This is a genomic window from Vibrio gigantis (genome assembly GCF_024347515.1).
Classification (GTDB): Bacteria; Pseudomonadota; Gammaproteobacteria; order Enterobacterales; family Vibrionaceae; genus Vibrio; species Vibrio gigantis.
Window position 1 is genome coordinate 577,438 of the sequence record NZ_AP025492.1, and the last position, 23,296, is coordinate 600,733.

General features: G+C 44.7%; 21 protein-coding genes. 17 read left to right on the forward strand and 4 right to left on the reverse strand.

Annotated elements, in window-relative coordinates; all coding sequences use genetic code 11:
• Positions 1-88: 88 nt before the first annotated feature.
• Complete coding sequence (gene yaaA / locus OCV56_RS02600) at positions 89-865, forward strand: peroxide stress protein YaaA (protein ID WP_086712431.1); 777 nt, start codon at positions 89-91, stop codon at positions 863-865.
• A 112-nt stretch (positions 866-977) separates the two neighbouring features.
• Here the strand turns inward: yaaA and srmB are convergent, their stop codons facing one another.
• Together srmB and OCV56_RS02610 are read right to left on the reverse strand one after the other, a co-directional pair.
• Positions 978-2,243 (reverse strand): ATP-dependent RNA helicase SrmB, encoded by a 1,266-nt coding sequence (gene srmB / locus OCV56_RS02605; RefSeq protein WP_048658056.1) that lies wholly within the window; start codon positions 2,241-2,243, stop codon positions 978-980.
• Positions 2,244-2,350: 107 nt separating this feature from the next.
• Positions 2,351-3,079, reverse strand: a complete 729-nt coding sequence (locus tag OCV56_RS02610; RefSeq protein ID WP_086712432.1) for a tRNA1(Val) (adenine(37)-N6)-methyltransferase — start codon at positions 3,077-3,079, stop codon at positions 2,351-2,353.
• Positions 3,080-3,393: 314 nt separating this feature from the next.
• On the opposite strand from OCV56_RS02610, the gene brnQ reads away from it, so the two are divergent.
• The gene (gene brnQ / locus OCV56_RS02615; protein ID WP_048662678.1) at positions 3,394-4,707 is read left to right on the forward strand and encodes a branched-chain amino acid transport system II carrier protein; all 1,314 of its coding nucleotides are present in this window, start codon (positions 3,394-3,396) and stop codon (positions 4,705-4,707) included.
• A 119-nt stretch (positions 4,708-4,826) separates the two neighbouring features.
• On the opposite strand, the gene fldB is transcribed toward brnQ, so the two are convergent.
• Positions 4,827-5,348, reverse strand: a complete 522-nt coding sequence (gene fldB / locus OCV56_RS02620; protein ID WP_019820572.1) for a flavodoxin FldB — start codon at positions 5,346-5,348, stop codon at positions 4,827-4,829.
• 150 nt (positions 5,349-5,498) lie between these two features.
• Between fldB and xerD the strand changes: the two genes are divergently transcribed.
• The 9 genes from xerD (at position 5,499) to OCV56_RS02665 (ending at position 14,936) form a co-directional block, all read left to right on the forward strand.
• The gene (gene xerD, locus OCV56_RS02625) at positions 5,499-6,413 is read left to right on the forward strand and encodes a site-specific tyrosine recombinase XerD (RefSeq protein WP_086712433.1); all 915 of its coding nucleotides are present in this window, start codon (positions 5,499-5,501) and stop codon (positions 6,411-6,413) included.
• Positions 6,414-6,439: 26 nt separating this feature from the next.
• Positions 6,440-7,219: a thioredoxin fold domain-containing protein gene (locus OCV56_RS02630; RefSeq protein WP_086712434.1), complete on the forward strand. Its 780-nt coding sequence runs from the start codon at positions 6,440-6,442 to the stop codon at positions 7,217-7,219.
• Positions 7,220-7,300: 81 nt separating this feature from the next.
• Positions 7,301-9,037, forward strand: a complete 1,737-nt coding sequence (recJ, locus tag OCV56_RS02635; protein WP_086712435.1) for a single-stranded-DNA-specific exonuclease RecJ — start codon at positions 7,301-7,303, stop codon at positions 9,035-9,037.
• 235 nt (positions 9,038-9,272) lie between these two features.
• A protein-coding gene (gene prfB / locus OCV56_RS02640) for a peptide chain release factor 2 (protein WP_102300662.1) occupies positions 9,273-10,371 on the forward strand; the annotation gives its coding sequence in 2 pieces (ribosomal slippage) (positions 9,273-9,347 and positions 9,349-10,371; 1,098 coding nt in all).
• 80 nt (positions 10,372-10,451) lie between these two features.
• The gene (gene lysS / locus OCV56_RS02645) at positions 10,452-11,984 is read left to right on the forward strand and encodes a lysine--tRNA ligase (RefSeq protein ID WP_086712436.1); all 1,533 of its coding nucleotides are present in this window, start codon (positions 10,452-10,454) and stop codon (positions 11,982-11,984) included.
• 271 nt (positions 11,985-12,255) lie between these two features.
• Complete coding sequence (gene vpsR, locus OCV56_RS02650; RefSeq protein ID WP_086712437.1) at positions 12,256-13,590, forward strand: cyclic-di-GMP-binding transcriptional regulator VpsR; 1,335 nt, start codon at positions 12,256-12,258, stop codon at positions 13,588-13,590.
• A gap of 336 nt (positions 13,591-13,926) precedes the next feature.
• A complete protein-coding gene (locus OCV56_RS02655; RefSeq protein WP_260167372.1) occupies positions 13,927-14,049 on the forward strand; it encodes a hypothetical protein in 123 nt (40 codons plus the stop codon).
• A 109-nt stretch (positions 14,050-14,158) separates the two neighbouring features.
• Entirely contained in the window at positions 14,159-14,410 is a 252-nt protein-coding gene (locus OCV56_RS02660; protein WP_086712438.1) for a DUF1127 domain-containing protein, read from the forward strand.
• A gap of 214 nt (positions 14,411-14,624) precedes the next feature.
• Entirely contained in the window at positions 14,625-14,936 is a 312-nt protein-coding gene (locus OCV56_RS02665; protein ID WP_086712439.1) for a DUF6482 family protein, read from the forward strand.
• A gap of 89 nt (positions 14,937-15,025) precedes the next feature.
• Here OCV56_RS02665 and mutH read toward each other — a convergent pair whose 3' ends face one another.
• The gene (gene mutH, locus OCV56_RS02670) at positions 15,026-15,691 is read right to left on the reverse strand and encodes a DNA mismatch repair endonuclease MutH (protein WP_048606845.1); all 666 of its coding nucleotides are present in this window, start codon (positions 15,689-15,691) and stop codon (positions 15,026-15,028) included.
• Positions 15,692-16,307: 616 nt separating this feature from the next.
• Here mutH and rppH point away from each other — a divergent pair.
• The 6 genes from rppH (at position 16,308) to OCV56_RS02700 (ending at position 23,137) form a co-directional block, all read left to right on the forward strand.
• The gene (gene rppH, locus OCV56_RS02675; RefSeq protein WP_009848435.1) at positions 16,308-16,826 is read left to right on the forward strand and encodes an RNA pyrophosphohydrolase; all 519 of its coding nucleotides are present in this window, start codon (positions 16,308-16,310) and stop codon (positions 16,824-16,826) included.
• A gap of 2 nt (positions 16,827-16,828) precedes the next feature.
• Positions 16,829-19,078 (forward strand): phosphoenolpyruvate--protein phosphotransferase, encoded by a 2,250-nt coding sequence (gene ptsP, locus OCV56_RS02680; RefSeq protein ID WP_086712441.1) that lies wholly within the window; start codon positions 16,829-16,831, stop codon positions 19,076-19,078.
• Between the two features lie 8 nt (positions 19,079-19,086).
• Positions 19,087-19,878: a sulfite exporter TauE/SafE family protein gene (locus tag OCV56_RS02685; RefSeq protein ID WP_086712442.1), complete on the forward strand. Its 792-nt coding sequence runs from the start codon at positions 19,087-19,089 to the stop codon at positions 19,876-19,878.
• A gap of 57 nt (positions 19,879-19,935) precedes the next feature.
• Positions 19,936-20,757: a prolipoprotein diacylglyceryl transferase gene (gene lgt / locus OCV56_RS02690; protein WP_008221585.1), complete on the forward strand. Its 822-nt coding sequence runs from the start codon at positions 19,936-19,938 to the stop codon at positions 20,755-20,757.
• 9 nt (positions 20,758-20,766) lie between these two features.
• The gene (locus OCV56_RS02695) at positions 20,767-21,618 is read left to right on the forward strand and encodes a thymidylate synthase (protein WP_086712443.1); all 852 of its coding nucleotides are present in this window, start codon (positions 20,767-20,769) and stop codon (positions 21,616-21,618) included.
• Between the two features lie 124 nt (positions 21,619-21,742).
• Positions 21,743-23,137, forward strand: coding sequence for a winged helix-turn-helix domain-containing protein (locus tag OCV56_RS02700; RefSeq protein ID WP_150330781.1), 1,395 nt, complete (start codon positions 21,743-21,745; stop codon positions 23,135-23,137).
• The last annotated feature ends 159 nt before the right edge of the window (positions 23,138-23,296 follow it).

Sequence of the window (23,296 nt, forward strand, 5' to 3'; positions counted from 1 at the left end):
CAAAGTAATAGGAAGAGTCATAAAGACAAGTTGATGTTTTTTCTATACTCTAGCTGCATCCAGTTAGATAACCGATTAGGGTAAAGTTATGTTAGTTGTCGTTTCTCCAGCCAAAACACTTGATTACGAATCACCATTAGCGACTGAACGCTTTAGTCAGCCTGAGTTTGTTGAACACTCTGCTGAGCTGATTGAAGAGTGCCGTAAGCTGACGCCAGTCGATATTTCTGCATTGATGAAAGTCAGCGATAAGATCGCAGGGTTGAACGTAGCGCGCTTTGAGCAGTGGAGCGAGACCTTTACCCAAGACAACGCACGCCAAGCAATCCTAGCCTTTAAGGGCGATGTCTACACTGGCCTAGACGCTGAGACGCTATCGGATGAAGATTTTGATTACGCACAAAATCACCTGCGCATGCTTTCTGGCCTATATGGTTTGCTTAAGCCGTTAGATTTGATGCAGCCTTACCGCTTAGAGATGGGCACACGCTTAGCCAATGCTCGTGGCACTAACTTGTACCAGTTCTGGGGCAACATCATCACAGACAAGCTGAATGAAGCATTGAATGCTCAAGGTGACAATGTGTTGATCAATCTAGCGTCTAACGAATATTTTAAAGCCGTGAAGCCGAAGAACCTTGATGGTCAAGTCATTACACCAGTATTTAAAGACTGTAAGAATGGTCAATACAAGGTCATCAGTTTCTACGCGAAGAAAGCGCGTGGCATGATGGCTCGTTACATCATCGAGAACAAGATCGATTCGGTTGAGGCTCTGACCAAGTTCGATACCGCGGGTTACTATTTCGTTGAAGAAGAGTCGAACGCGAAAGAGCTGGTCTTCAAGCGTGAAGAGCAAAGCTAGACATTATTGATTAAAGGTCGTCGCGCTCTATGGCGAGATACCCACTAGATAGAGAAAGCCCCATGCAGCGAACTGCATGGGGCTTTTTTATTGAATCGTTGAAGCAGTTAGATTATTTCTTCTTTGCTGCTTTCTTTTTCTTCGCGATTTTTTTCTTCTTCGCGATTTTTTGTTTCTCTACCGCTTTTTTATCTTCTTTCTTCGGTTTCTTCTTCTTAGTCACCGCCGCTTTCTTGTGCGTTGGGCGCATGCCTTCGATGAAGCGTTCTTTGATTGGTTCGTCTGTGTAACGAGCCACACGCTCAATCATCAGTTGATCGTGCGCTTCAATGATAGAAACCGCGTTACCTTTTTTACCAGCACGTGCGGTACGACCAATGCGGTGCAGGTATACGTCAGCCGTACGCGGCATGTCGTAGTTGATTACGTGACTTACGTCTGGAAGGTCGATACCACGAGCTGCAACGTCAGTCGCTAGCAGTACGTTTACAGAACCGTCACGGAAACGAGCAATCGCGTTGTTACGACGATCTTGAGGCATTTCACCTTGGATCCATGCACATGGGATTTGCGCGCTTTCAAGTTGAGCTCGAAGATCACCTAGACGATCACGCGTCTTCAAGAACACAATGCTGCGCTCAGCTTGCTCTGTGATGATGTGTTTTAGGATGTTCAGCTTGTGCTCTGCTGTGTCTGCACGGTGGTACCACTGAGTGATCTTCTTGCGCTCACGAAGTGATGATTTCGCATCGATCTCTGCTGGGTTTTTCAGTAGGTCTTCAGTGAAGCCTTCAATGCCTTTACCTTCTAGCGTTGCTGAGAACAGTAAAGTTTGTTTACGCCAGCGACACTCTGCAGACAGACGGTCAACAACAGGACCAAAGCCCATGTCTAGCATACGGTCGGCTTCATCTAGAACCAGCCATTCAATCGCACGACAGTCAAAACGCTCACCTTCAATGTATTCCATCAAACGACCAGGTGTTGCTACTACGATATCTTGAGTCGTGCTTAAGATATCTGCATGCTCTTGATACATCACACCGCCCGTGATCGTGAAGATGTTTAGGCTGGTGTATTTAGCAAGCTCACGTGCTTGTTCGGTTATCTGCATTGCTAGCTCACGCGTTGGCGTCAAGATAAGCATACGTGCAGGGCCAGATTTCTTACGTGGGAAATCCAGTAGGTATTGCAGTGCTGGCAATACAAATGATGCTGTTTTACCAGTACCTGTTGGCGCAGAAGCCAAAACGTCTCTTCCATCTAACGCTTGTGGGATTGCTTCAGCTTGTATCTGTGTTGGACGTTCGTAGCCCATTTCGTCAATTGCTTTAAGCAGCTCTTGGTTTAGATCGAGTTCTGCAAAGGTTCTGATCACTGTTGTTTCTCCACAAGCAATAAATGTTTCTGCCTCAAAAAGCAGACGATAAAAAAGAGTAGTCGGACATTATAGAAGCATTAGTGATTAGGATCACATGGTATTTACTACATCTTGAGATAAAAATCTTTGGTGAGTGCAATAAATGCTTCGCTATAACCAACTTGGTGGTGAATTGTAAGTGATTCGCGCTGCAAATCTTGCTCGCAAGCAGGATCTTTAGATAACTCAAACAGGATTCGGCTCGCGGGTTTCTTGTCTGTTGTTTTCACATCGAGGCGCTTTGCTAGATACCAACCACATTGCTCGGCTAGTTTAATAAAGCCTTCTCCTTCTGGAGTTGGCAGTATGAAGCTGGAAGTAGCGGTTTCCGTTGTTATCTCGAAACATCGCTTAGCAAGTTGCAGATGATCCAAGCTGTCGGTATGTCTGGCGGTGGCTCTCTGACTTTGCTGTGCTTGCTCTCCTGAGTTGAAGTAGGGTGGGTTGCAGATGATCGCATCAAACCTTTGAGGAAAATCTGTGGTGAGCACACTGCCATAATGCAGGGCGATACGATCTTGCCAAGGAGATTGTTCAATATTGACTGTGGCAGCATCAATGGCGTGTTGATCAATATCTATCGCAGAGATTAAAGCATCTTCAAAGCGCTGCGCAGTCATCAAGGTCAATAGCCCAGTTCCTGTCCCAACATCGAGTACACGTGATCTTTGTGGCAGGCTTATCCACGCGCCAAGTAGCACACCATCGGTACTGACAGGCATACCGCTTTGGCCACCATAAATTGAGAATTGCTTAAAATTGAAGCTTTTAGTTTGCACTGTTTTGTTTTTCATTAATGTTCTGAGTATCGAGATATTTTAAGTGATTAGCTCTATTGTTAACCATCTGTATGAATAAATGTTCTGCTTGGTTAATTATTGTTGTGAATTATGGTTAGTTTATAATTATGACTATTTTTACATATCCAGTGGAATCAACTGCTTTTTGTTCTCATATGCAAATTTATATGGTGTTTTTGTGTGGTGACTTGCAGCTAGCTAAGTGTTTCGTCATTATGCGCGACTATTTTATAGATTGATTGGCAGCTTTGAGCTGTAACATTCATGTAAGCACAACATAAACACATAAATATAATTAAGGATTATCTGTGAAACAGAGTCTAAAACTAACAGATATAATGGCATTGGGCTTTATGCTTTTTGCGTTTTTCTTAGGTGCGGGTAACATCATCTTCCCACCTCTAGCTGGTCAATTGGCTGGTGATCACTTCCTTCCAGCGATGTCTGGTTTTCTGCTGACTGCCGTTGGTCTGCCGTTAATCACTATCGTCGCGGTCGCTGTGGCTGGTGGCTCTTGGGGTCACTTAACTAAAGATCTTCCTAAGCAAGCTGCTACCATCATGGCTGTGCTGATCTTCATCATTATCGGTCCTGCATTTGCTGCACCACGTACTGGCCTTGTTGCCTATGAGATGGCGGTGAAACCGTTCTTCATCGATGCCTCTCAAGCTCACCTAACTCTCTTTTCGATTGCATTTTTTGTAGTAGCGATGTTCTTCTCATGGTCGCAAGGTAAGCTTATTGACGTTATTGGTAAGGTACTAACACCTGCACTGTTCGTTGGTTTGGTTGTACTGGCGATTGCTGTATTCGTTAACCCTCAAGGCGATATTCTTGCAGCTCACGGTGAGTACATCACTCAACCACTGACTAAAGGTTTCCTTGAAGGCTACAACACCATGGATACTTTTGCTTCTTTGATGTTTGGTATGCTGATTGTTGATGCGATCCGCAGCAAGGGCATTACTGACCGCGCAGCGACGACTAAGTATCTGATCAGCGCAGGTTGCATTGCTGCAGCGGGTCTAGCATTTGTTTACATCTCTCTGTTCTTCCTAGGCGCAACAAGTGCAACAGTAGCTGCGGGTGCAGACAACGGTGGCGCTATCTTAAGCCTATACGTTCAATCGTTGTTTGGTCCTTCTGGTCAGCTAGTACTTTCTGTGATCGTATTATTGGCGTGTCTAACAACGGCGATTGGCCTTGTATCAGCATGTTCTGATTACTTCAGCTCGCTAACGCCTCTGTCTTACAAGACTTGGGTAATTATCAACGGTGTAGCTTGTGCAACCGTAGCGAACGTAGGTCTTTCTCAGCTGATTTCTCTGTCTGTACCAGTACTGTTTGCACTGTACCCAGTCGCGATTGCATTGGTTGCTCTGACGTTCTTGCGTAGTCGTTTCCCTAATCCAAAAGCGGCTTACCGCGTGGTGGTATTAGTGTCTCTACTGTTTGCTCTAATTGATGGTGCTAAAGTAGCGGGTGTTGATGTATCTGCACTTAAGATGCTGCCACTGTTTGAGATCGGCATGGGTTGGTTACTACCAACAACTGCAGCAATCATCTGTATGTTCTTTGTTGGTAAATCAACAGAGCAAGAGATGGCAGAAGAGACGGTTTAATCTTTACGTTGAGATTAAATAGTCACTCGACATAGAAAAGGCCTCATTACTTCGCAGTAATGAGGCCTTTTTGTATTCAGTGTGTTTAGATGAACAGGTCTTCGAGAGCGCATGTGCGCTTATAGCTTTTCGCTGTACTCAACCAGAACTTGCTCTACCCAGCTTGCGATACGGTCGTCGCTCAGTTCGTATTGTGAATCTTCATCAAGCGCCAGACCAACGAATTGCGATTGATCTTCGGTGAGTGCTTTAGACGCTTCGAACTCGTAGCTGTCATCGTTTGGCCAGAAGCCAACAAACTCTGCACCAGCGGTTTTCAGCTCGTCATGCAATAGCCCCATCGCATCTAAGAACCATTCGCCGTAACCTTCTTGGTCACCCAAACCAAACAGAGCCACTACCTTGCCTTTCATTGGTGTGGTTGCGATGTCTTCCCACAGTTCATTCCAATCTTCTTGGATTTCACCGAAGTCCCAAGTCGAGATACCTAGCAATAAAAGGTCGTAGTCCGCCATCAATGAAAGAGGGGTTTCTTTCACGTTATGGATATCAACTAGGTCTTCACCAATAATGCCGCGAATTTTCTCTGCTGCCATTTCTGTGTAGCAGGTAGTTGAGCCGTAAAATAATCCAATTTTCATAGCAAACGTTCGATTTTAATTTCAGATGGCGAATTCTAACCATAAATCGACTTCGATTGCAGCGATTATCCGCTCAAGTCGTAATTTTTATGGCATTCATATTTGCTCTGGCATACTCTCAAAACAGTTTCCAATATTGTGAGTAACACTATGCAGTCGCCTCAAGGGCAGAGCGCAGACCACGGTCTCGTTGAACAGTTTTTAGATGCTATGTGGATGGAGCGAGGCTTATCTGAGAATACGCTTGTCTCGTATCGTACCGATTTGTCCAAACTACTTACGTGGATGGAACAGCACAATTACCGCCTGGATTTCATTAGCCTTTCAGGGCTACAAGATTATCAGGGCTGGTTAGCCGACGCTGATTTTAAGCAGACTTCTCGTGCACGCATGTTGTCGGCAATTCGTCGCCTATTTCAATATTTACACCGTGAGAAAATCCGAGCGGATGACCCAAGCGCTTTATTGATCAGTCCTAAGCTTCCGCAACGCTTGCCGAAAGATTTGAGCGAAGAACAGGTTGATGCTCTGCTTGATGCGCCTGATCCGAACGATCCAATTGAGCTTCGCGATAAGGCGATGCTTGAGTTACTCTATGCAACCGGTTTACGTGTGACTGAACTGGTTAGTTTGACGATGGAAAACATCAGCCTAAGACAAGGCGTGGTGCGTGTTATTGGTAAGGGTGGCAAAGAGCGCTTGGTGCCAATGGGCGAAAATGCCGTGGATTGGATCGAGACATTTATTGAACAAGGTCGCCCACAGTTGCTTGGTGAAAACAGTTCAGATGTGGTTTTTCCAAGTAAGCGCGCCAAGCAAATGACCCGTCAGACGTTCTGGTACCGTATTAAGCATTACTCGGTTATCGCAGGTATCGATACTGAATTGTTGTCACCGCACGTATTAAGACACGCTTTTGCGACGCATTTACTGAACTATGGCGCCGATCTCAGGGTCGTACAGATGTTGCTTGGGCATAGTGACTTATCGACAACCCAAATTTATACTCACGTGGCGACTGAAAGGCTGAAGCAAATTCACGCGCAGCATCACCCTCGTGCTTAAATCCATTTATTTTTAAGGTGAACTTAATGAGCGTATTACGCCGTCTTCCTCTATTAGCGCTTCCTTTGATGATTACTGCATGTAATGCATCAGAAGCGAAAGTAGAACAAACATCAACAGCCGCAGAAGTTGCTCCAGCTCAAGCGATTGATACAGCAGCGTTAACTAAGCGTTTTGAAAAAATCGGTATCAAAGTTGATAAGATCGTTCCTTCAGACATCGATGGTCTGCTAGAGATTCAAACCAACAGCGGCATTATCTTCTCTTCTCCAAAAGGTGATCACTTTCTAGCGGGCACACTTTACTCTTTGGATGAGAACGGCAAATTCAGTGATGTATTGGCTGAGCGACAAGCGCCGCTTAATGCTGAAAAAGTAGCAGCACTGTCAGATACGGTTATCGAATATAAAGCGGATAACGAAAAGCACGTTGTGACTGTGTTTACTGATATTACTTGTGGCTACTGTGTTCGTCTGCACAGCCAAATGCAGGGCTACAACGACTTAGGTATTACCGTTCGTTACATGGCTTACCCGCGCCAAGGTGGAACGGGTCAAGTTGCAGACCAAATGGCAGCAATTTGGGCATCAGATGATCCAAAAGCCGCAATGCACAATGCGAAAGTAGAACGTCAGATGCCTGCATCAGGCAAAGACCTTGCTGAGCAGAAACAGATCATCGCAAAACAATACCAACTAGGCCGTGAGCTTGGTATCAATGGCACGCCAGCTATTGTATTAGAAAGTGGTGAGTTGGTGAGTGGTTACTTACCGCCAGCACAACTGCTTCAACGTTTAGAGCAATAATCTCGTTTTCTGTATTGCCAATTTATCCCCCCATGTTTTTGATTTAAGGAGTGGCCTGATTGATATTGGGCCCATTTTTATATGATAGAGATCCAACGCCGTCCTGAGGTCGACATTTCAGTTTTACCTGCTCACTTACCTGACTTGTTAAAGCGCATCTATGTGAGTCGTGGTATCGACAATGCTGACCAACTAGAGACTGCTGCGAAAGGCTTGCACTCTTATCAGAAACTGGGCGGTATTGATGCTGCAGTTGAGTTGTTGTTCAACGCGATTCAGCATCAAAAACGTATCATCATTGTTGGTGACTTTGATGCTGATGGCGCGACCAGTTCAGCCTTGTCAGTGCTTGCTTTGCGTATGCTGGGTAGCTCTAACGTCGATTATCTGGTACCAAACCGTTTTGAAGATGGTTATGGTTTGAGCCCTGAGGTTGTCGAACAGGCAATCGAGCTTGGCGCTGAAGTGATCATGACGGTTGATAACGGTGTATCTTCGATTGAAGGTGTGCGTTTTGCCAAAGAGAAAGGACTAGAAGTTCTGGTTACCGATCACCACTTGCCGGGTAATGAACTGCCAATGGTTGATGCGATGGTGAACCCGAACCTTGAGAGCTGCGCTTTTCCTTCAAAAGCTCTAGCGGGTGTAGGAGTTGCGTTCTATCTGATGATGGCGCTGTGTGTTCACATGCGTAAGTTGAACTGGTTTGCAGAACGTGGCATGACCGAGCCTAAGCTGATGGAGCTGATTGACCTTGTGGCATTGGGCACCGTAGCCGATGTCGTGCCACTCGATGAAAACAACCGAATCTTGGTACACCAAGGGTTGCAACGCATTCGTGCTGGTAAAGCTCGTCCAGGTATTCAAGCCTTGATCGAAATTGCCAAGCGAGACGCAAAGCGATTAGTCGCCTCTGATTTTGGTTTTGCACTGGGTCCTCGTATTAACGCAGCTGGTCGCTTGGATGATATGTCGTTTGGTGTTGAGCTGTTAATGAGCAACAACATCCATGCGGCGCGTCGAATGGCGAGTGAGTTAGATGGTTTGAACCAAACACGTAAAGAGATCGAAGAGGGCATGAAGCAAGAAGCGATGGCTTTTTGTGAACGCCTTGAGTTTGGTAAAGACGACCTGCCTTCTGGTTTAGCCCTGTTCCAACGTGATTGGCACCAAGGTGTGATTGGTATCTTGGCTTCGCGTATCAAAGACAAATACCACCGCCCAGTAATTGCGTTTGCAGATGGCGGCGAAGGTAGTATTAAAGGCTCTTGTCGTTCGATTCCGGGTTTGCACATGCGTGATGCGCTAGACCGTATCGACACTCAAAACCCAGGTTTAATTCTTAAGTTTGGTGGTCACGCAATGGCGGCTGGCTTAACGATCATGGAAAAAGACTTTGAACGCTTCAGTAAGCTGTTCAATGATGTGGTGAAGAAAGAACTGGGAGAAACGGCACTTAAAGGCATTATCTTGTCTGATGGTGAGCTGTTACCTGAAGAGTTTTCGATGCACACCGCTGAAACGTTGCGTTCAGGTGGTCCTTGGGGACAAGCTTTCCCTGAGCCCATCTTCGACGGTGAGTTTAAAGTGCTGCACCAAAAGCTAGTGGGTGAAAAACACCTTAAGCTGATGCTCGAGCCGTTGTACAAAGGCCACCCTACCAATGTGATGATTGACGGTATTGCCTTTAATGTCGACTTACGTCGCTGGCCAGATGCTTCGGTGAAAACTGTTCACCTTGCATTTAAGCTTGATATCAACGAGTTTCGCGGCAACCAGTCGTTGCAGCTGATGATTGATCATATCGAAGCCAAATAGTTATTTTGGGCTCAATAATGCTAATCATATAGCGCTAAATTCAACAAGCTCTGTTCAAAAACAGGGCTTGTTTTCCTTCCTTCCCTTACAAATTTTAGGTGTTTTTTATGCCTGTCAATTTTATATCCCATTAAGTTGTTGAATCTTGGTTCAGCACTCTAAAAAATTCTGTATCTCCGTCACACTTTTGAGTACAATTCTCCGGTTAAATTCTACTCATAAATGATGAGCTAAAATGTTTGAAATCAATCCTATAAAAAACCGTCTGCAGGATGTGTCTGAGCGCACAAATATCCTGAGGGGGTATCTTTGACTATGACGCTAAGCAAGAGCGTCTAGAAGAAGTAAACGCAGAATTAGAACAGCCGGATGTATGGAACGAACCTGAGCGTGCTCAAGCGCTAGGTAAAGAACGTTCTGCATTGGAAGCGGTAGTAGAAACGATCGACCAACTTGACCAAGGTGTTGAGGATGTTGATGGCCTATTAGAGCTTGCGGTTGAAGAAGAAGATCAAGAAACGTTCGATGAAATTGAACCAGAATTAGCCGAGCTTGAAGCTAAGCTAGAGAAGCTGGAATTCCGTCGTATGTTCTCTGGTGATCACGATGCATCAGATTGCTACATCGATTTACAGTCAGGCTCGGGTGGTACAGAAGCCCAAGACTGGACTTCAATGATGTTGCGTATGTACTTACGTTGGGCAGATTCGAAAGGCTTCAAGACTGAAGTTATCGAAGTGTCGGATGGTGATGTTGCTGGCCTTAAAGGCGCAACGGTACGTATTTCTGGTGAGTACGCTTACGGTTGGTTACGCACAGAGACTGGTGTTCACCGTCTAGTTCGTAAGTCACCATTTGATTCAAGTGGTCGCCGTCATACTTCATTTGCATCTGCGTTTATCTATCCTGAGATTGATGACAACATTACGATCGACATTAATCCTTCTGATCTACGTATTGACGTATACCGTGCCTCTGGCGCTGGTGGTCAGCACGTAAACACCACGGAGTCGGCGGTACGTATTACTCACGTTCCAACCAACACAGTGGTTCAATGTCAGAATGACCGTTCGCAGCATAAGAACAAAGATCAAGCGATGAAGCAGCTACGTGCTAAGCTTTTTGAACTTGAGATTCAAAAACAAAATGCTGAAAAACAGGCGAGCGAAGAAACGAAATCAGACATCGGTTGGGGCAGTCAGATCCGCTCTTACGTACTGGATGATTCTCGTATCAAAGATTTACGCACCGGCATCGAAAACCGTAATACTCAAGCGGTTCTTGACGGTGACTTAGACAAATTTATTGAAGCTAGCCTGAAATCAGGTCTGTAAGCTTACCAAGTATATTTGTAAAAATGCCTATATTTGCAAAGATATAGCGGTCCAAATTATAAAAGCAGGGTACATCTCTAATGACTGATGCTGTTCAAAACGAAAACGCACAAGAAGCTTCTTCACCTGAAGAGAACAAACTAATCGCTGAGCGCCGCAGCAAGCTGGATCACATCCGCCAAAACTGCAAAGCTAACGGTCACCCAAATGACTTCCGTCGTGAGCACCTAGCTGGCGATCTTCAAGCGGAATTCGGTGAGAAGACTAAGGAAGAGCTAGAAGAGCTCAACCACATCGTTGCGATCGCTGGTCGTGTTATGGCGAAGCGTGGTCCATTCCTTGCGATTCAAGAAACTTCTGGTCGTATCCAAGCATACGCAGCGAAAGACGTACAAAAAGTACTGAAAGAGAAGTACCAAGGCCTAGATATCGGTGACATCATCGGTGTTAAAGGTGCGCTTCATAAATCAGGTAAAGGTGACCTTTACGTGAACATGGAAGAGTTTGAACTGCTAACTAAAGCACTTCGCCCTCTACCTGAGAAATTCCACGGTCTAACTGACCAAGAGATGCGTTACCGTCAGCGTTACGTTGACCTAATCGTGAACGAAGATTCTCGCAACGCGTTTATCGTGCGTTCTAAGCTTGTTTCTTCAATCCGTAACTTCATGAGTTCAAAAGGCTACCTAGAAGTTGAAACGCCAATGATGCACGTGATCCCGGGTGGTGCAACAGCACGTCCATTCATCACTCATCACAATGCACTAGACATCGACATGTACCTACGTGTTGCACCAGAGCTTTACCTTAAGCGTCTAGTGGTTGGTGGTTTTGACCGTGTATTCGAGATCAACCGTAACTTCCGTAACGAAGGTCTTTCTCCACGTCACAACCCAGAATTCACAATGATGGAATTCTACCAAGCGTACTCTGACTACAAAGATCTAATGGATCTAACGGAAGAGATGCTAAGCACAGCCGCAATGGACGTTCTTGGTTCTACTTCTATGCCTTACGGCGACGAAACGGTTGAGTTCGGTGGCACTTACGCTCGTATGAGCATGTTCGATGCGATCAAACACTACAACCCTGAGCACGCTGAAATTCAAGCGCTAACAGAAGCAGACCTACAAGACCGTGACAAGATGGTAGCGATCGCTAAATCTGTACACGTTGACGTAGAAACGTTCTGGACATGTGGTCAGCTTCTAGAAGAGATCTTTGGTGAAACAGCTGAGCCTCAGTTAATTCAACCAACGTTCATCACTGGCTACCCAGCGGACATCTCTCCTCTAGCACGTCGTAGCGATGACAACCCATTCTTCACAGACCGTTTTGAGTTCTTCATCGGTGGCCGTGAAGTTGCGAATGGTTTCTCTGAGCTTAACGATGCACAAGACCAAGACGAGCGTTTCAAAGCGCAAGTTAACGCGAAAGACGCGGGTGATGACGAAGCTATGTACTACGATGCAGACTACATTACTGCACTAGAGCACGGCCTACCGCCAACAGCGGGTCAAGGTATCGGTATCGACCGTCTAGCAATGCTATTTACAAACACGCACACAATCCGTGACGTGATTTTGTTCCCGGCAATGCGTCCACAAGCGTAATTCTCGCTTATAGGACGTAAGAGCCTATGTAATTAAAAAGCCACCTTGGGGTGGCTTTTTCTGTTTTTGGGCTTCAAAACCTAGTCTGTACCGCACTCTTGATTCGAAAAATCGTTATTTCTGACATAGTCTTACTATTGAGACATAAAATCTAAGATAGTCTCACTACTATACGTCTCTGCGCTGAATACGATCTCGCGGCATTATGTCGAACGATGAAGCAGTGACTCGTATTAGCCTGATTTAAATAAAAATAGAATAAGGAAGAAGGATGGGAACTCAATTTAAGATGGATTCCTTACCAGGTTCTCTTATCGTCGTTGGTGGTGCGTACGAACCCTGGTTATCAGTGTTAGAACAAGTGGGTTGGCAGTGTACCCAGTGTGCAGATTTACGAAAAGCCGATGCCTTGATTGCTGATATTGGCCCATGTATTGGTATTGTCGATCTTAGTCATGATGAGTTTAGTCTCAACGGTATTGCTAACCTTGTGAGCAATAACAAGCAGGTGAGATGGCTCGCCTTTATCCGTGAATCTCAATTAAGCTCTGATACGATCTGCCAGTTTATCGTTAACTTCTGTATCGACTTTTTCACGGCGCCAATCCCAGATGCTCAGTTGCTGAGTACCATAGGTCACCAACTGGGTATGCTTAAGCTTGAGCAAAAGGTATGGCCAAACTACGGCATCAATAACAACATGGGTCTTCTAGGCGATTCTGTGGCTGTGAAGCGCTTGAGAGACCAAGTGAAGCGTATTGGGCCGACTGATGTCAGTATCTTGATTTATGGCGAGAGCGGGGCTGGTAAAGAGACGATCGCACGCTCTATTCACCAAAACTCGTCGCGAGCACAGAAACCATTTTTAACGGTTAACTGTCGTGCCTTGTCTGAAATGAGAATAGAGGCAGAGGTGTTTGGTATCTCAGCACAGCCAACGACCGCGCCTTGTATGTTGGAAGAAGCTGATGGCGGAACCATCTTGCTTAATGATGTTTTAGCGATGCCACGCAATCAGCAACTGAATCTGTTGCGCTTTCTGCAAGAAGGTAAGATTGAAACCGCGAATGGACCTAAATCGGTTGATGTACGTATTCTGGCCGCGAACTCCTCTGATATTGAGAAGGCGTTGATCGAGGGCGATTTTAATGAAGAGCTTTATCACTACATCAATGTTCTGCGTATTCATGTTCCGAGCTTAAAAGAACGTGTGAGTGATATTTCAGTGCTAGCGAATCATTTTTTGCGTGAGTACTCGAAAGAGTTTAATGCTCAAGCGAAGAGCTTCTCAGACGATGCTATTCGTTCGATGAATCGCTACCATTGGCCGGGAAACGTTCGTGAGTTGATGAACCAGATTAAGCGCGTTGTGTTGATGTCTGATGCAGTGATCATCGAAGATCACCAACTCGATTTACCAAAACAGAATGATGAACGTCGTAGCTTGAAAAGCATTCGTGAGCGTTCAGAGCGCGATGCGTTGTTAATTGTTTTGGAATCTTACGGCGGTCAGGTTTCGTTGGCAGCTAAAGAACTTGGTGTATCACGAGCTACTATGTACCGATTGCTGAATAAACACAGCCTAATCTCTGAGGGTGTGGTTTAGACTCTTTTCTACCTGAGTTTATTCAGTCTCTGAAAATTAAGCGCCACGTATCTACGTGGCTTTTTTGTTTCTGAAGGATAGCTCGTTGTTTTCTAGCTCAGCCCTAAGAGAGATATGCTGTGATTTTATATAATCATAGTGAATATGTTATATGTAAATGAATATGCAACTGACATTTCAGGCGAATGCATTGTTTTAAAAATGTTAACCAATTAGCGGTTGAATAATATACTCACTTGGTTAGAATTTAACCGTGAAAGCAACAATTTAACAAAGACTTGTCTGCTTTTACTACCCCATTTCTTTTTGGATTTTTTAGTTAGCTTGGAGGCGCAAATGAAACATTTCGATTTTATACAGCATATTTGCGCGTCGTTTGATCCGTGTACTGACATGGTGACTGATATGTCACAAACATCAGCCATGGCCGATCGAAACACCCAAGATAAACCTAACTAATAGATCCGTACCCTTATTTGGCTGCGGAAAAATAGCAGCTAAGTGAGAAGCCCTCATACTATCGAACACGCTATTTTTCCTCAGTTGATTCAACAACTGGAGAGTTATTATGCGTCACTCAGTATATTTAAAATTAGCAACAGTCCTTATCCGTGCCGATCTTCGTCGTGAAGAGCGTGAATGGCAACGAAAAGTTCGTCGTAGTTCATATGATCTACCATGGAACAATACTCACTTATTAAGAGATATTGGTCTTGAAGTTGACGGTCGACCTCTTGGTTTTTCTGAACCAGAAGTCGTCACTATTGAACGTCGAGTACGTCACCTTCGTCGTGTCTTAAGTGCGCGAATACCGACGTAATCTGCGGGGTTGATAGCACCTTTCAACCCCTAAGATAATTTACAGTGATAGTTATGGCGTCGAAAGTGCAAACTTTTGAACTAGAACTGGCCAAAAAAGAGAAGCTCTGGCTTCTCTTTTTTGCTTTTTTAAGCCGTTATCTGTGCTTTTTTAAGTCGTTATCTAGTAAAGGAAAAGAGTTCTACTAAGCTTTATAGAGCAAGGGAGGCTGGCTATGCAAAAGCATCAATTAGACATGTGGTTACATGGAGAGCACAAAGACTCTTATCAAACACCCAAGGTGTACGTGATTGGCTGTTCTGATATCTCAGAATATCTACTGGCGGTGGAGTACAAACACAAGCTAGAACCGGTAAAGCAAGACGGCGAGCCGCTTCACTTTGGATCCTTGGATCAAGTGAAAGAGGAGTTACTCCGGCTCGGTTTTGAAAAGGCGTATCTTCGCTTACACAACGCGTATGATGAGTTTGGTAATGAGCCAAGCCAAAGCTATTGTGATATTGAACTGGCGCTCAAATCTCATTAAGAGAGCGTTTGTAGCTAGAGATTGATTCAAATTACAGACTGTTTTGTAACGCACTGATAGTTTTGGCTATCGAGGCTCGATTAAACGCTCTATGCGTAATGTGTTGTCAGCAATTTGTGGGTGAATTGAGTTCGTAGATAGAAACCACGTGGTTTAGTTTTGATTGGTTTTCCACTTGCACCGTAAGCTTCTGTTAACACTCGACTGTTGGCGGCTTTTGGACGTAAATGCAGTGCTTCACCGTGTCTTGCTGTTATCTGCTCAACATTGCCTAAAACAATCAACTCCATCAGCTCTTCCCAATCTCTTTTCAAGAGTTCGTCTTCAGCTTGGCTAGGCGTCCATAATAAAGGGGAGCCTACATGCCTCTCAGCTAGCGGGATCTCTCTTTCCCCCTCGACAGGGATCCACAACACTTTAGACAACTTGTTTCGAACGTGGCTGGTTTCCCAAGTTATGCCTTGCACGCCCATCAAAGGCGCAACACATACAAAGGTGGTTTCGAGTGGCTTGCCAGAGTAGCCAATCGGAATACTTTTAAGTTCGATGCCTAGTTTCGCGAAATCCTGTTCTGGCTTGCTGCCTGCAGGTGCACCCAAGTGCCACTCCAATAGCTGCCCAACCCAGCCTTTATCACGCTTAAGGTCATTTGGCATCACCATCTCGGCTTCATCAGCTAGCTCTTTAAAGGTCATTCCGGCGATAGCATATGCGCGCTCTAACAGCTCTTGTTGTGTTTGTGGTTCTGGTTTCATAATAAAAGGCATGATCAAAAAAATGATTTTATCAGAAGTTATCACCAAATGACGACTGGTTAAGAAATGATCTCCCTGCAAGAGAAGGGATCAAAGTCAGGGTTATCCACAGGACGTAAAGGTAATTAATTGAAATATTAATTTAGTGGATAAATAAACAGGGGTTTATGGTGGATAAAATGCTTGCCAAATAGTGTTCAAAATGAATCTTTCACTTACTAGTGTGGATAAACATCGGGGTGGTTGATCTTTGACCATGTTGAATTTCTGAAAGATCTTTTACATTTCTAATGTTTTTTAAAACTAAGATATTATTTTAACTAATTGATTTTTAATTAGATAAAGTGATTTCGATTGGTTTGTCGTTTTTAGTGTTGATGAATCTATGGATTAAAAAAAACGATTGCGGGTAATTCTTCACATAGTTATTCACAGAAAAGGTGAATAAATGTGGTCTATGTCTCACTATTGTGTGGGTAACTAGAATTTGAGCAAAACTTATCCATATTCCTAGTTATTATTCATAAATATAGCGCTTATCACGTCACTAAGTTTGCTCCGATTGGGGATATGTGGAAAAATCAGAGTAATTAAAAATTTAGATAGAGGTTGGCCAGTGATAGATGGCGATGGTTACCGATTAAATGTTGGTATTGTAATCTGTAACAACCATGGTCAGGTCTTCTGGGCTAAACGATACGGGCAACATTCATGGCAATTCCCTCAAGGGGGAATAGATGAAGGTGAGACTCCGGAACAAGCAATGTACCGCGAGTTGTATGAAGAGGTTGGCCTTACCAAAAAGGATGTAAAGATCGTCGCGACAAGTCGTCATTGGTTACGCTACAAGCTACCCAAACGACTGGTTCGGTGGGATTCTAAACCTGTCTGTATTGGACAAAAACAGAAGTGGTTCCTTTTGCGCTTAGATTGCGATGAATCGCATATCAATATGCAGCGTGGAAGTACACCTGAGTTTGATGGTTGGCGTTGGGTGAGTTACTGGTACCCAGTTCGACAAGTTGTTTCTTTCAAGCGAGATGTTTACCGTCGAGCAATGAAGGAATTCGCATCTTTAGCAATGCCGTTTAAAGAGCGAAAAACAAAAGGAAAACGCAAATTGCGTAGAGGTTAAGCATGCTCAGCCAACTAAGGGAAATAGTTGAACACGTATCAAGAGTTGAAGATGTGTCGACGGCTCTTGATATTTTGGTGAAAGAGACATGCAGTGCGATGCAGACAGAGTGCTGCACCGTGTATCTAGCGAATAATGATATGCAGCGCCTTGAGTTGATGGCAACTCAAGGCCTGATCTTTGAAGGGAATAGTATTCACATTGGTTTTGACGAAGGCTTAGTTGGCCTTGTCAAAAGAAGTGCTGAACCTATTAACCTTGCACAGGCATCTGCTCACCCAGCTTATAAGTTTTTTCCAGAGCTTGGAGAAAACGTCTATCACTCTTTTCTCGGAACTCCGATTATCCACCGCAAGCAAGTGCTTGGTGTATTGGTTATTCAACAGAAGACCCCTCGCTTATTCAGTGAGATGGAAGAATCTTTCCTTGTCACGCTCTCAGCACAACTTGCCGTTATTGTGGCGCACGCCCAAACTCAAGGCCATTGGCTGTTAGAGCAACAGAAACTACCTGCGACTAAAGGTATTGCAGCTTCATCGGGTGTGGCGATTGGTGATTTGTGGTGGGACAACACTCAGCCTGAACTCACCGATGTTTATCCTGCTTCGACGCTCAATGTAGAGAGAGAGCATGAGCTGTTGGCGGTAGCGGTTGAAAATGCCCTCAATGACTTTAAGCGCATGCGAAAGCGCTTAGATAGCGAAATCAATAAAGACGCGTTGGCGATCTTTGACCTGTTTACTCACTTACTCAATGATCCTATGTTGCGTAAGGATCTGAAGAGCCAAATTCAGAAAGGCGATAAAGCCGATTGGGCATTAAGGCAGGTTGTTGAGAGCTACTCAAATCGTTTTGCTCGTATGTCCGATGTGTACCTTCGTGAGAGAGCACAAGACATCCGAGAGCTCGGACAAAGGCTGCTCTACTTCCTCCACAACTCTGAACATGAACTCCGCACATTAGATAAGCCGATTATTCTAGTGGTTCGTGAGTTAACCGCTTCGGTATTAGCGTCTATTCCCAAAGAAAAGCTATTGGCGGTTATTTCCTTGGAGGGAGCGGCGAACTCGCACGCAGCGATTTTATCTCGAGCGCTTGGAATACCTTCAGTCATGGGGGTAAACCTCAACCTAGCTCAAGCTAATGGTAAGCGAGCGATTGTTGATGGGTATAGCGGTGAGATCTTTATTGAGCCGACTAAAAACCTGCTCAAAGAATACCGTGGGCTAATTTTAGAAGAGAGTGAGCTCTCCTCTATGGTTAATCGCGAGCTGTACCTACCGGCAAAAACACAAGATGACAAGCAGGTAGAGATTCTACTTAATGCGGGCTTGAGTGCAGACACTAACATCGCCATCAACCAAGGCGTTGATGGAGTAGGGCTGTACCGAACTGAAATCTCTTTCTTGTTGCAGCAAAGGTTTCCGTCAGAGGATGAACAATTCAAGCAGTATCGTTCTGTGCTGGCAAGCTACCCTGAGAAACAAGTGGTGATGCGTACACTCGATATCGGTGGTGATAAGGCCTTACCTTATTTTCCTATCGAAGAGGACAATCCATTTCTTGGCTGGCGTGGTATTCGCTTTACGCTCGATCATCCTGACATCTTTATTATTCAGTTACGTGCCATGTTACGTGCGAGTTGTGAAAGCCATAACTTGAGTATTTTGCTGCCGATGATCTCTGGTGCACAGGAACTGGACGATGCGCTACAACTGATTGAACAAGCGTATGACGAAGTGCATGAGCTTGATAACCGAGTACGTATGCCTCGTGTTGGTATCATGATTGAAGTGCCATCCATGCTTTACATATTGCCGCTGATTGCAGATAAGGTCGACTTCGTTTCGGTGGGTACCAACGACTTAACCCAATATTTATTAGCCGTTGATCGGAACAATTCACGAGTATCCGATGTCTATGAATCAATGCACCCTGCGGTGATCATGGCATTAAAACAAATTCATGATACTTGTAAGCAATATCAATTACCCGTGTGTATTTGTGGCGAGCTTGCCGGTGATCCGATGGGCGCGCTGCTATTGATTGGCTTGGGGTATGAGACGTTAAGTATGAATACCTCGAATGTCGCAAGAACCAAATATTTGATTCGTCAATCTAACTTGGGTGAATTACAGGATTTGGCAAATAAGGCACTTTCAAAACCGTATGGTAGTGACATCTATAGTATGATGCTGAACTATTTCGAAGAGCGTGAATTTACAGGCTTCATTCGAGCAGGTAAAAAATAGGATTTAACGTGTCATATGAACTGATAGGCTTGTTAGCAGGCCTTGGTGCTATTGTTGGTGTTTTAGCTGGTTTGCTAGGCATTGGTGGTGGTTTGCTGGTGGTTCCTGCCTTACTGTTTTTGCTTCCTAAAGCGGGTATCCCTCAAGAGTTTGCGATGCAAATGGCATTGGCTACTTCGCTATCAACCATCATTGTTACGTCGGGATCATCTGCGATTAACCATTTAAAGTTGGGTAATGTAGAGATATTTGTCGTTAAATGGTTGATGCCAGGTGTCGTAATAGGTGGCTTCCTCGGTTCTTTTGTGGCCGATGTGATCCCAGCTCAATATCTGCCTAAAGTCTTTGGTGTGATTGTGTTGGTGTTGGCCTTGCAAATGCTGTTGTCGATTCGCTCTAAGAGTCAAAAGTCGATGCCGAGCTCAGCTAAAACTGTGTTGTGTGGTGGCGGTATTGGTTTGGTCTCAAGTTTAGCGGGCATTGGTGGTGGGTCTTTATCGGTGCCTTTCCTTAACCATCACGGTGTGGAAATGCGTAAAGCCGTAGGCTCATCTTCGGTATGCGGTTGTGTTATCGCGATTTCGGGAATGCTAGGTTTCATTTGGCATGGGTCTTCTGTCGATGATCTTCCTGCATATAGCTTAGGTTATGTTTATCTGCCGGCTTTGATAGCGATATCTTGTACCTCAGTTTTGACCACACGAGTGGGTGCGAAACTGGCCACTCAATTACCAACCCCTGTGCTAAAGAAATTCTTTGCGGTATTTTTAATGTTTATAGCAGCCACAATGCTGCTGTAGTGTCTTTTCTGTTAGCCATTGAGCTAACCGTTATTCAATTTAGATAGAGAGCCAAGTATGTCTCAGGGTTTTATCGAATTCCCAAATATCGATCCTGTTCTTATTGAACTAGGACCAATCTCAGTTCGTTGGTACGGCCTAATGTACCTTGTCGGTTTTATGTTTGCTCTTTGGCTAGCAAATCGCCGAGCCGATCAGCCGGGTAGCGGTTGGACTCGTGAGCAAGTGTCTGACTTATTGTTCGCTGGCTTTCTAGGTGTGGTGCTTGGTGGTCGTATCGGCTACGTATTGTTCTACAACTTTGACCTTTTCTTAGCAGACCCACTTTACCTATTTAAGGTATGGACTGGCGGTATGTCTTTCCACGGCGGCTTGCTTGGTGTTATTACCGCAATGTTCTGGTATGCGAAAAAGAATGGTCGCACCTTCTTTGGCGTCGCAGACATGATTGCGCCGCTTGTACCATTTGGTTTAGGTATGGGCCGTTTAGGTAACTTCATGAACAGTGAGTTATGGGGCCGTGTTACGGATGTGCCATGGGCAATCGTATTCCCGAATGGCGGTCCTCTTCCACGTCACCCATCTCAACTTTATGAAATGGCACTTGAAGGTATTGTGCTGTTCTTCATCTTGAACTGGTTTATCAAAAAGCCGCGTCCTCTTGGTTCTGTATCAGGGTTATTCCTTGCAGGATATGGTACATTCCGCTTCTTAGTAGAATACGTACGTGAACCAGATGCACATCTAGGCTTGTTCGGCGGCTTTATCTCTATGGGACAAATCCTGTCATTGCCAATGGTTATCATCGGTGCGCTGATGATGGTTTGGGCATACAAGCGTGGTCACTACAAAGACGAATTACCACAACAAACGAAGTAAGGAATTGGTGTGAAACAGTATTTAGATCTCTGTCAGCGTATCGTTGATAACGGTACTTGGATTGAAAATGAACGCACAGGCAAGCGCTGCCTAACCGCGATCAATGCTGACCTTGAATATGATGTTGGTAATAACCAGTTCCCACTTGTCACAACGCGTAAGAGCTTTTGGAAAGCGGCAGTTGCTGAGCTGCTTGGCTACATTCGTGGTTACGACAGCGCTGAAGATTTTCGCACACTAGGTACAAAAACTTGGGATGCAAACTCTAACTTGAACGAAGCATGGCTGAACAATCCTTACCGTAAGGGTGAAGATGACATGGGCCGTGTTTATGGCGTTCAAGGCCGAGCATGGGCAAAACCTGACGGTGGTCATATCGACCAACTGAAGAAGATTGTAGATGACCTGACGAACGGTATTGATGACCGTGGTGAGATCTTAAACTTCTACAACCCAGGCGAGTTCCATATGGGATGCTTGCGTCCGTGTATGTACAGCCACCATTTCTCTCTACTTGGTGACACTCTGTACCTAAACAGTACTCAGCGCTCTTGTGATGTACCACTAGGCTTGAACTTCAACATGGTTCAAGTGTACGTGTTCCTAGCTATTATGGCGCAAATCACGGGTAAAAAAGCGGGTGTGGCTTACCACAAGCTAGTTAACGCTCATATCTATGAAGACCAACTGGCGCCAATGCGTGATATTCAGCTGAAGCGTGAGCCTCTAGCTGGCCCAACGTTCCACATCAACCCAGAGATTAAGTCTTTAGAAGATTTAGAGACATGGGTAACGATGGATGACTTCTGGGTTGAGGGTTACGAGTGCCACGAAGCGATTAAGTACCCATTCTCGGTTTAATCGAATCTGTTTTGTTTGATTGAAAGGCTGCCACTGTGCAGCCTTTTTTATTTGTGATGCTTGGCTTGCTTACCATTTATAAAACCAATAATCTTGTGGGGTCTTTTCTAACTACAGAACTGCTATGACTCGCTCGCATTGCTTTGTATTGCAACATGACTTCCCTATTTCATTTTACCCTGATAAGAATCAGTTGGTGATCGATTATGAGGCGATTCATCTAGAGCCATTGCAAGCTAAATTGCTGAGCTATTTCATTGAAAATAGTGGGCGAGTGGTGAGTACGCAGCAGATTGCTACCGATGTGTGGCAAAGAACTCATGTATCCGACAACTTGGTAAGACAGGTCATCAGTTTACTGCGCAGCCAGCTTCAAGATAAATCACGTCCGTATCGCATTATTCAGACGATACCTAAACAAGGTTACCTGTTTGATATTGAAGTGACTCAGCCGAATACTGAAGCTACTCCCGTCGAAGATGGCTCACAACCTGTAACTGAAACCCTCGCGCCTTATTACAAAAAGAAGATCATTACTCTCATTGCGACCGCACTGTTAGCGGTTGGTTTCACTGCGACTTGGGCATGGACCGATGGTTTTAAGACTAATGAACAAGCAGTGATTACCGCTCGTCAGGCTGACGTTATTCCCGTTTATATCCATGACATTACCCTCGATTCTGTGAACGATTATGAGATGTCGGAAAGCGTCTATAACTATCTTTTCTACGGGGTGAACTCAGCTAAAAACCTATCAGGTTACCACTTCTCTCAGCTATCTAAACAGGGTAAGCAATCACTTGCCAACAATGGTGTCGAACTCAAAAGTTGGCTCAAGAAAAAGGATGGGGATTATGTACTGAGAGTGCTGGTACAAAATAACAGTCAGCCCAACCAAAGCCAGAAAGTAGAAAAGCGCTTTAGCCAAGATAATTTCTTTGATGCCATTGGGGATGTCATCCTTGAGATTAAAGCGATTATTGCACCTATGGAGTCAGAGTATGGCGTAGCGAGTCATCGAGTGACCTCTATCGATAACTACGAGGATTGGAGTGTTATCTCTGAGGGGATATCGCTTTTTTACCAAGGCAAAGGTGGTCAGCCATTTGAAGACATAGCAGTTCAGTTGGATGCGATTCAACAGCAAGGGCGAGATAATTATTTGGTCAATGCTTTGCTGTCGTATTCCGAGTCTTTGGCTTATTTACAAAACAGTGAGCAAGAAGATCGCGAACGCGCTCTGCAATTGGCAAAGCAAGCCTTTGAGATGAATCCTCGTTGTGATATTGCCAATCTGACCCTAGGGCTTGCATTGTTAATTAACCAACATGCCAATCAAGCTTTTCCTTACCTTTCTTATGCTGCTGAAAGTACGCCGAGTCCAATTAGCTTTTATCTACTCAGTGTGGCTGACAAGCTATCGGATAATCCAAAAGGCTCACAATACAATTATCAACGCTACACTGAAGTGAAAAAAGAGCATGACGGTCAACTCTTTGATCTTATTGAATCTTTATAAAAACCAAACCTTTTCTAAATGCCTAAACTCTCTTTCAAGCGAAGGTGTTTCATGAGAGCTGATAGCTCCGGTATTCCCGCAAGTTTTTCTTGTGCCAACAGGCTTCTCAACATGTTTGATTATTGTTTGGAGTCAGGCTCGATTGCCTTGCATCAAGTG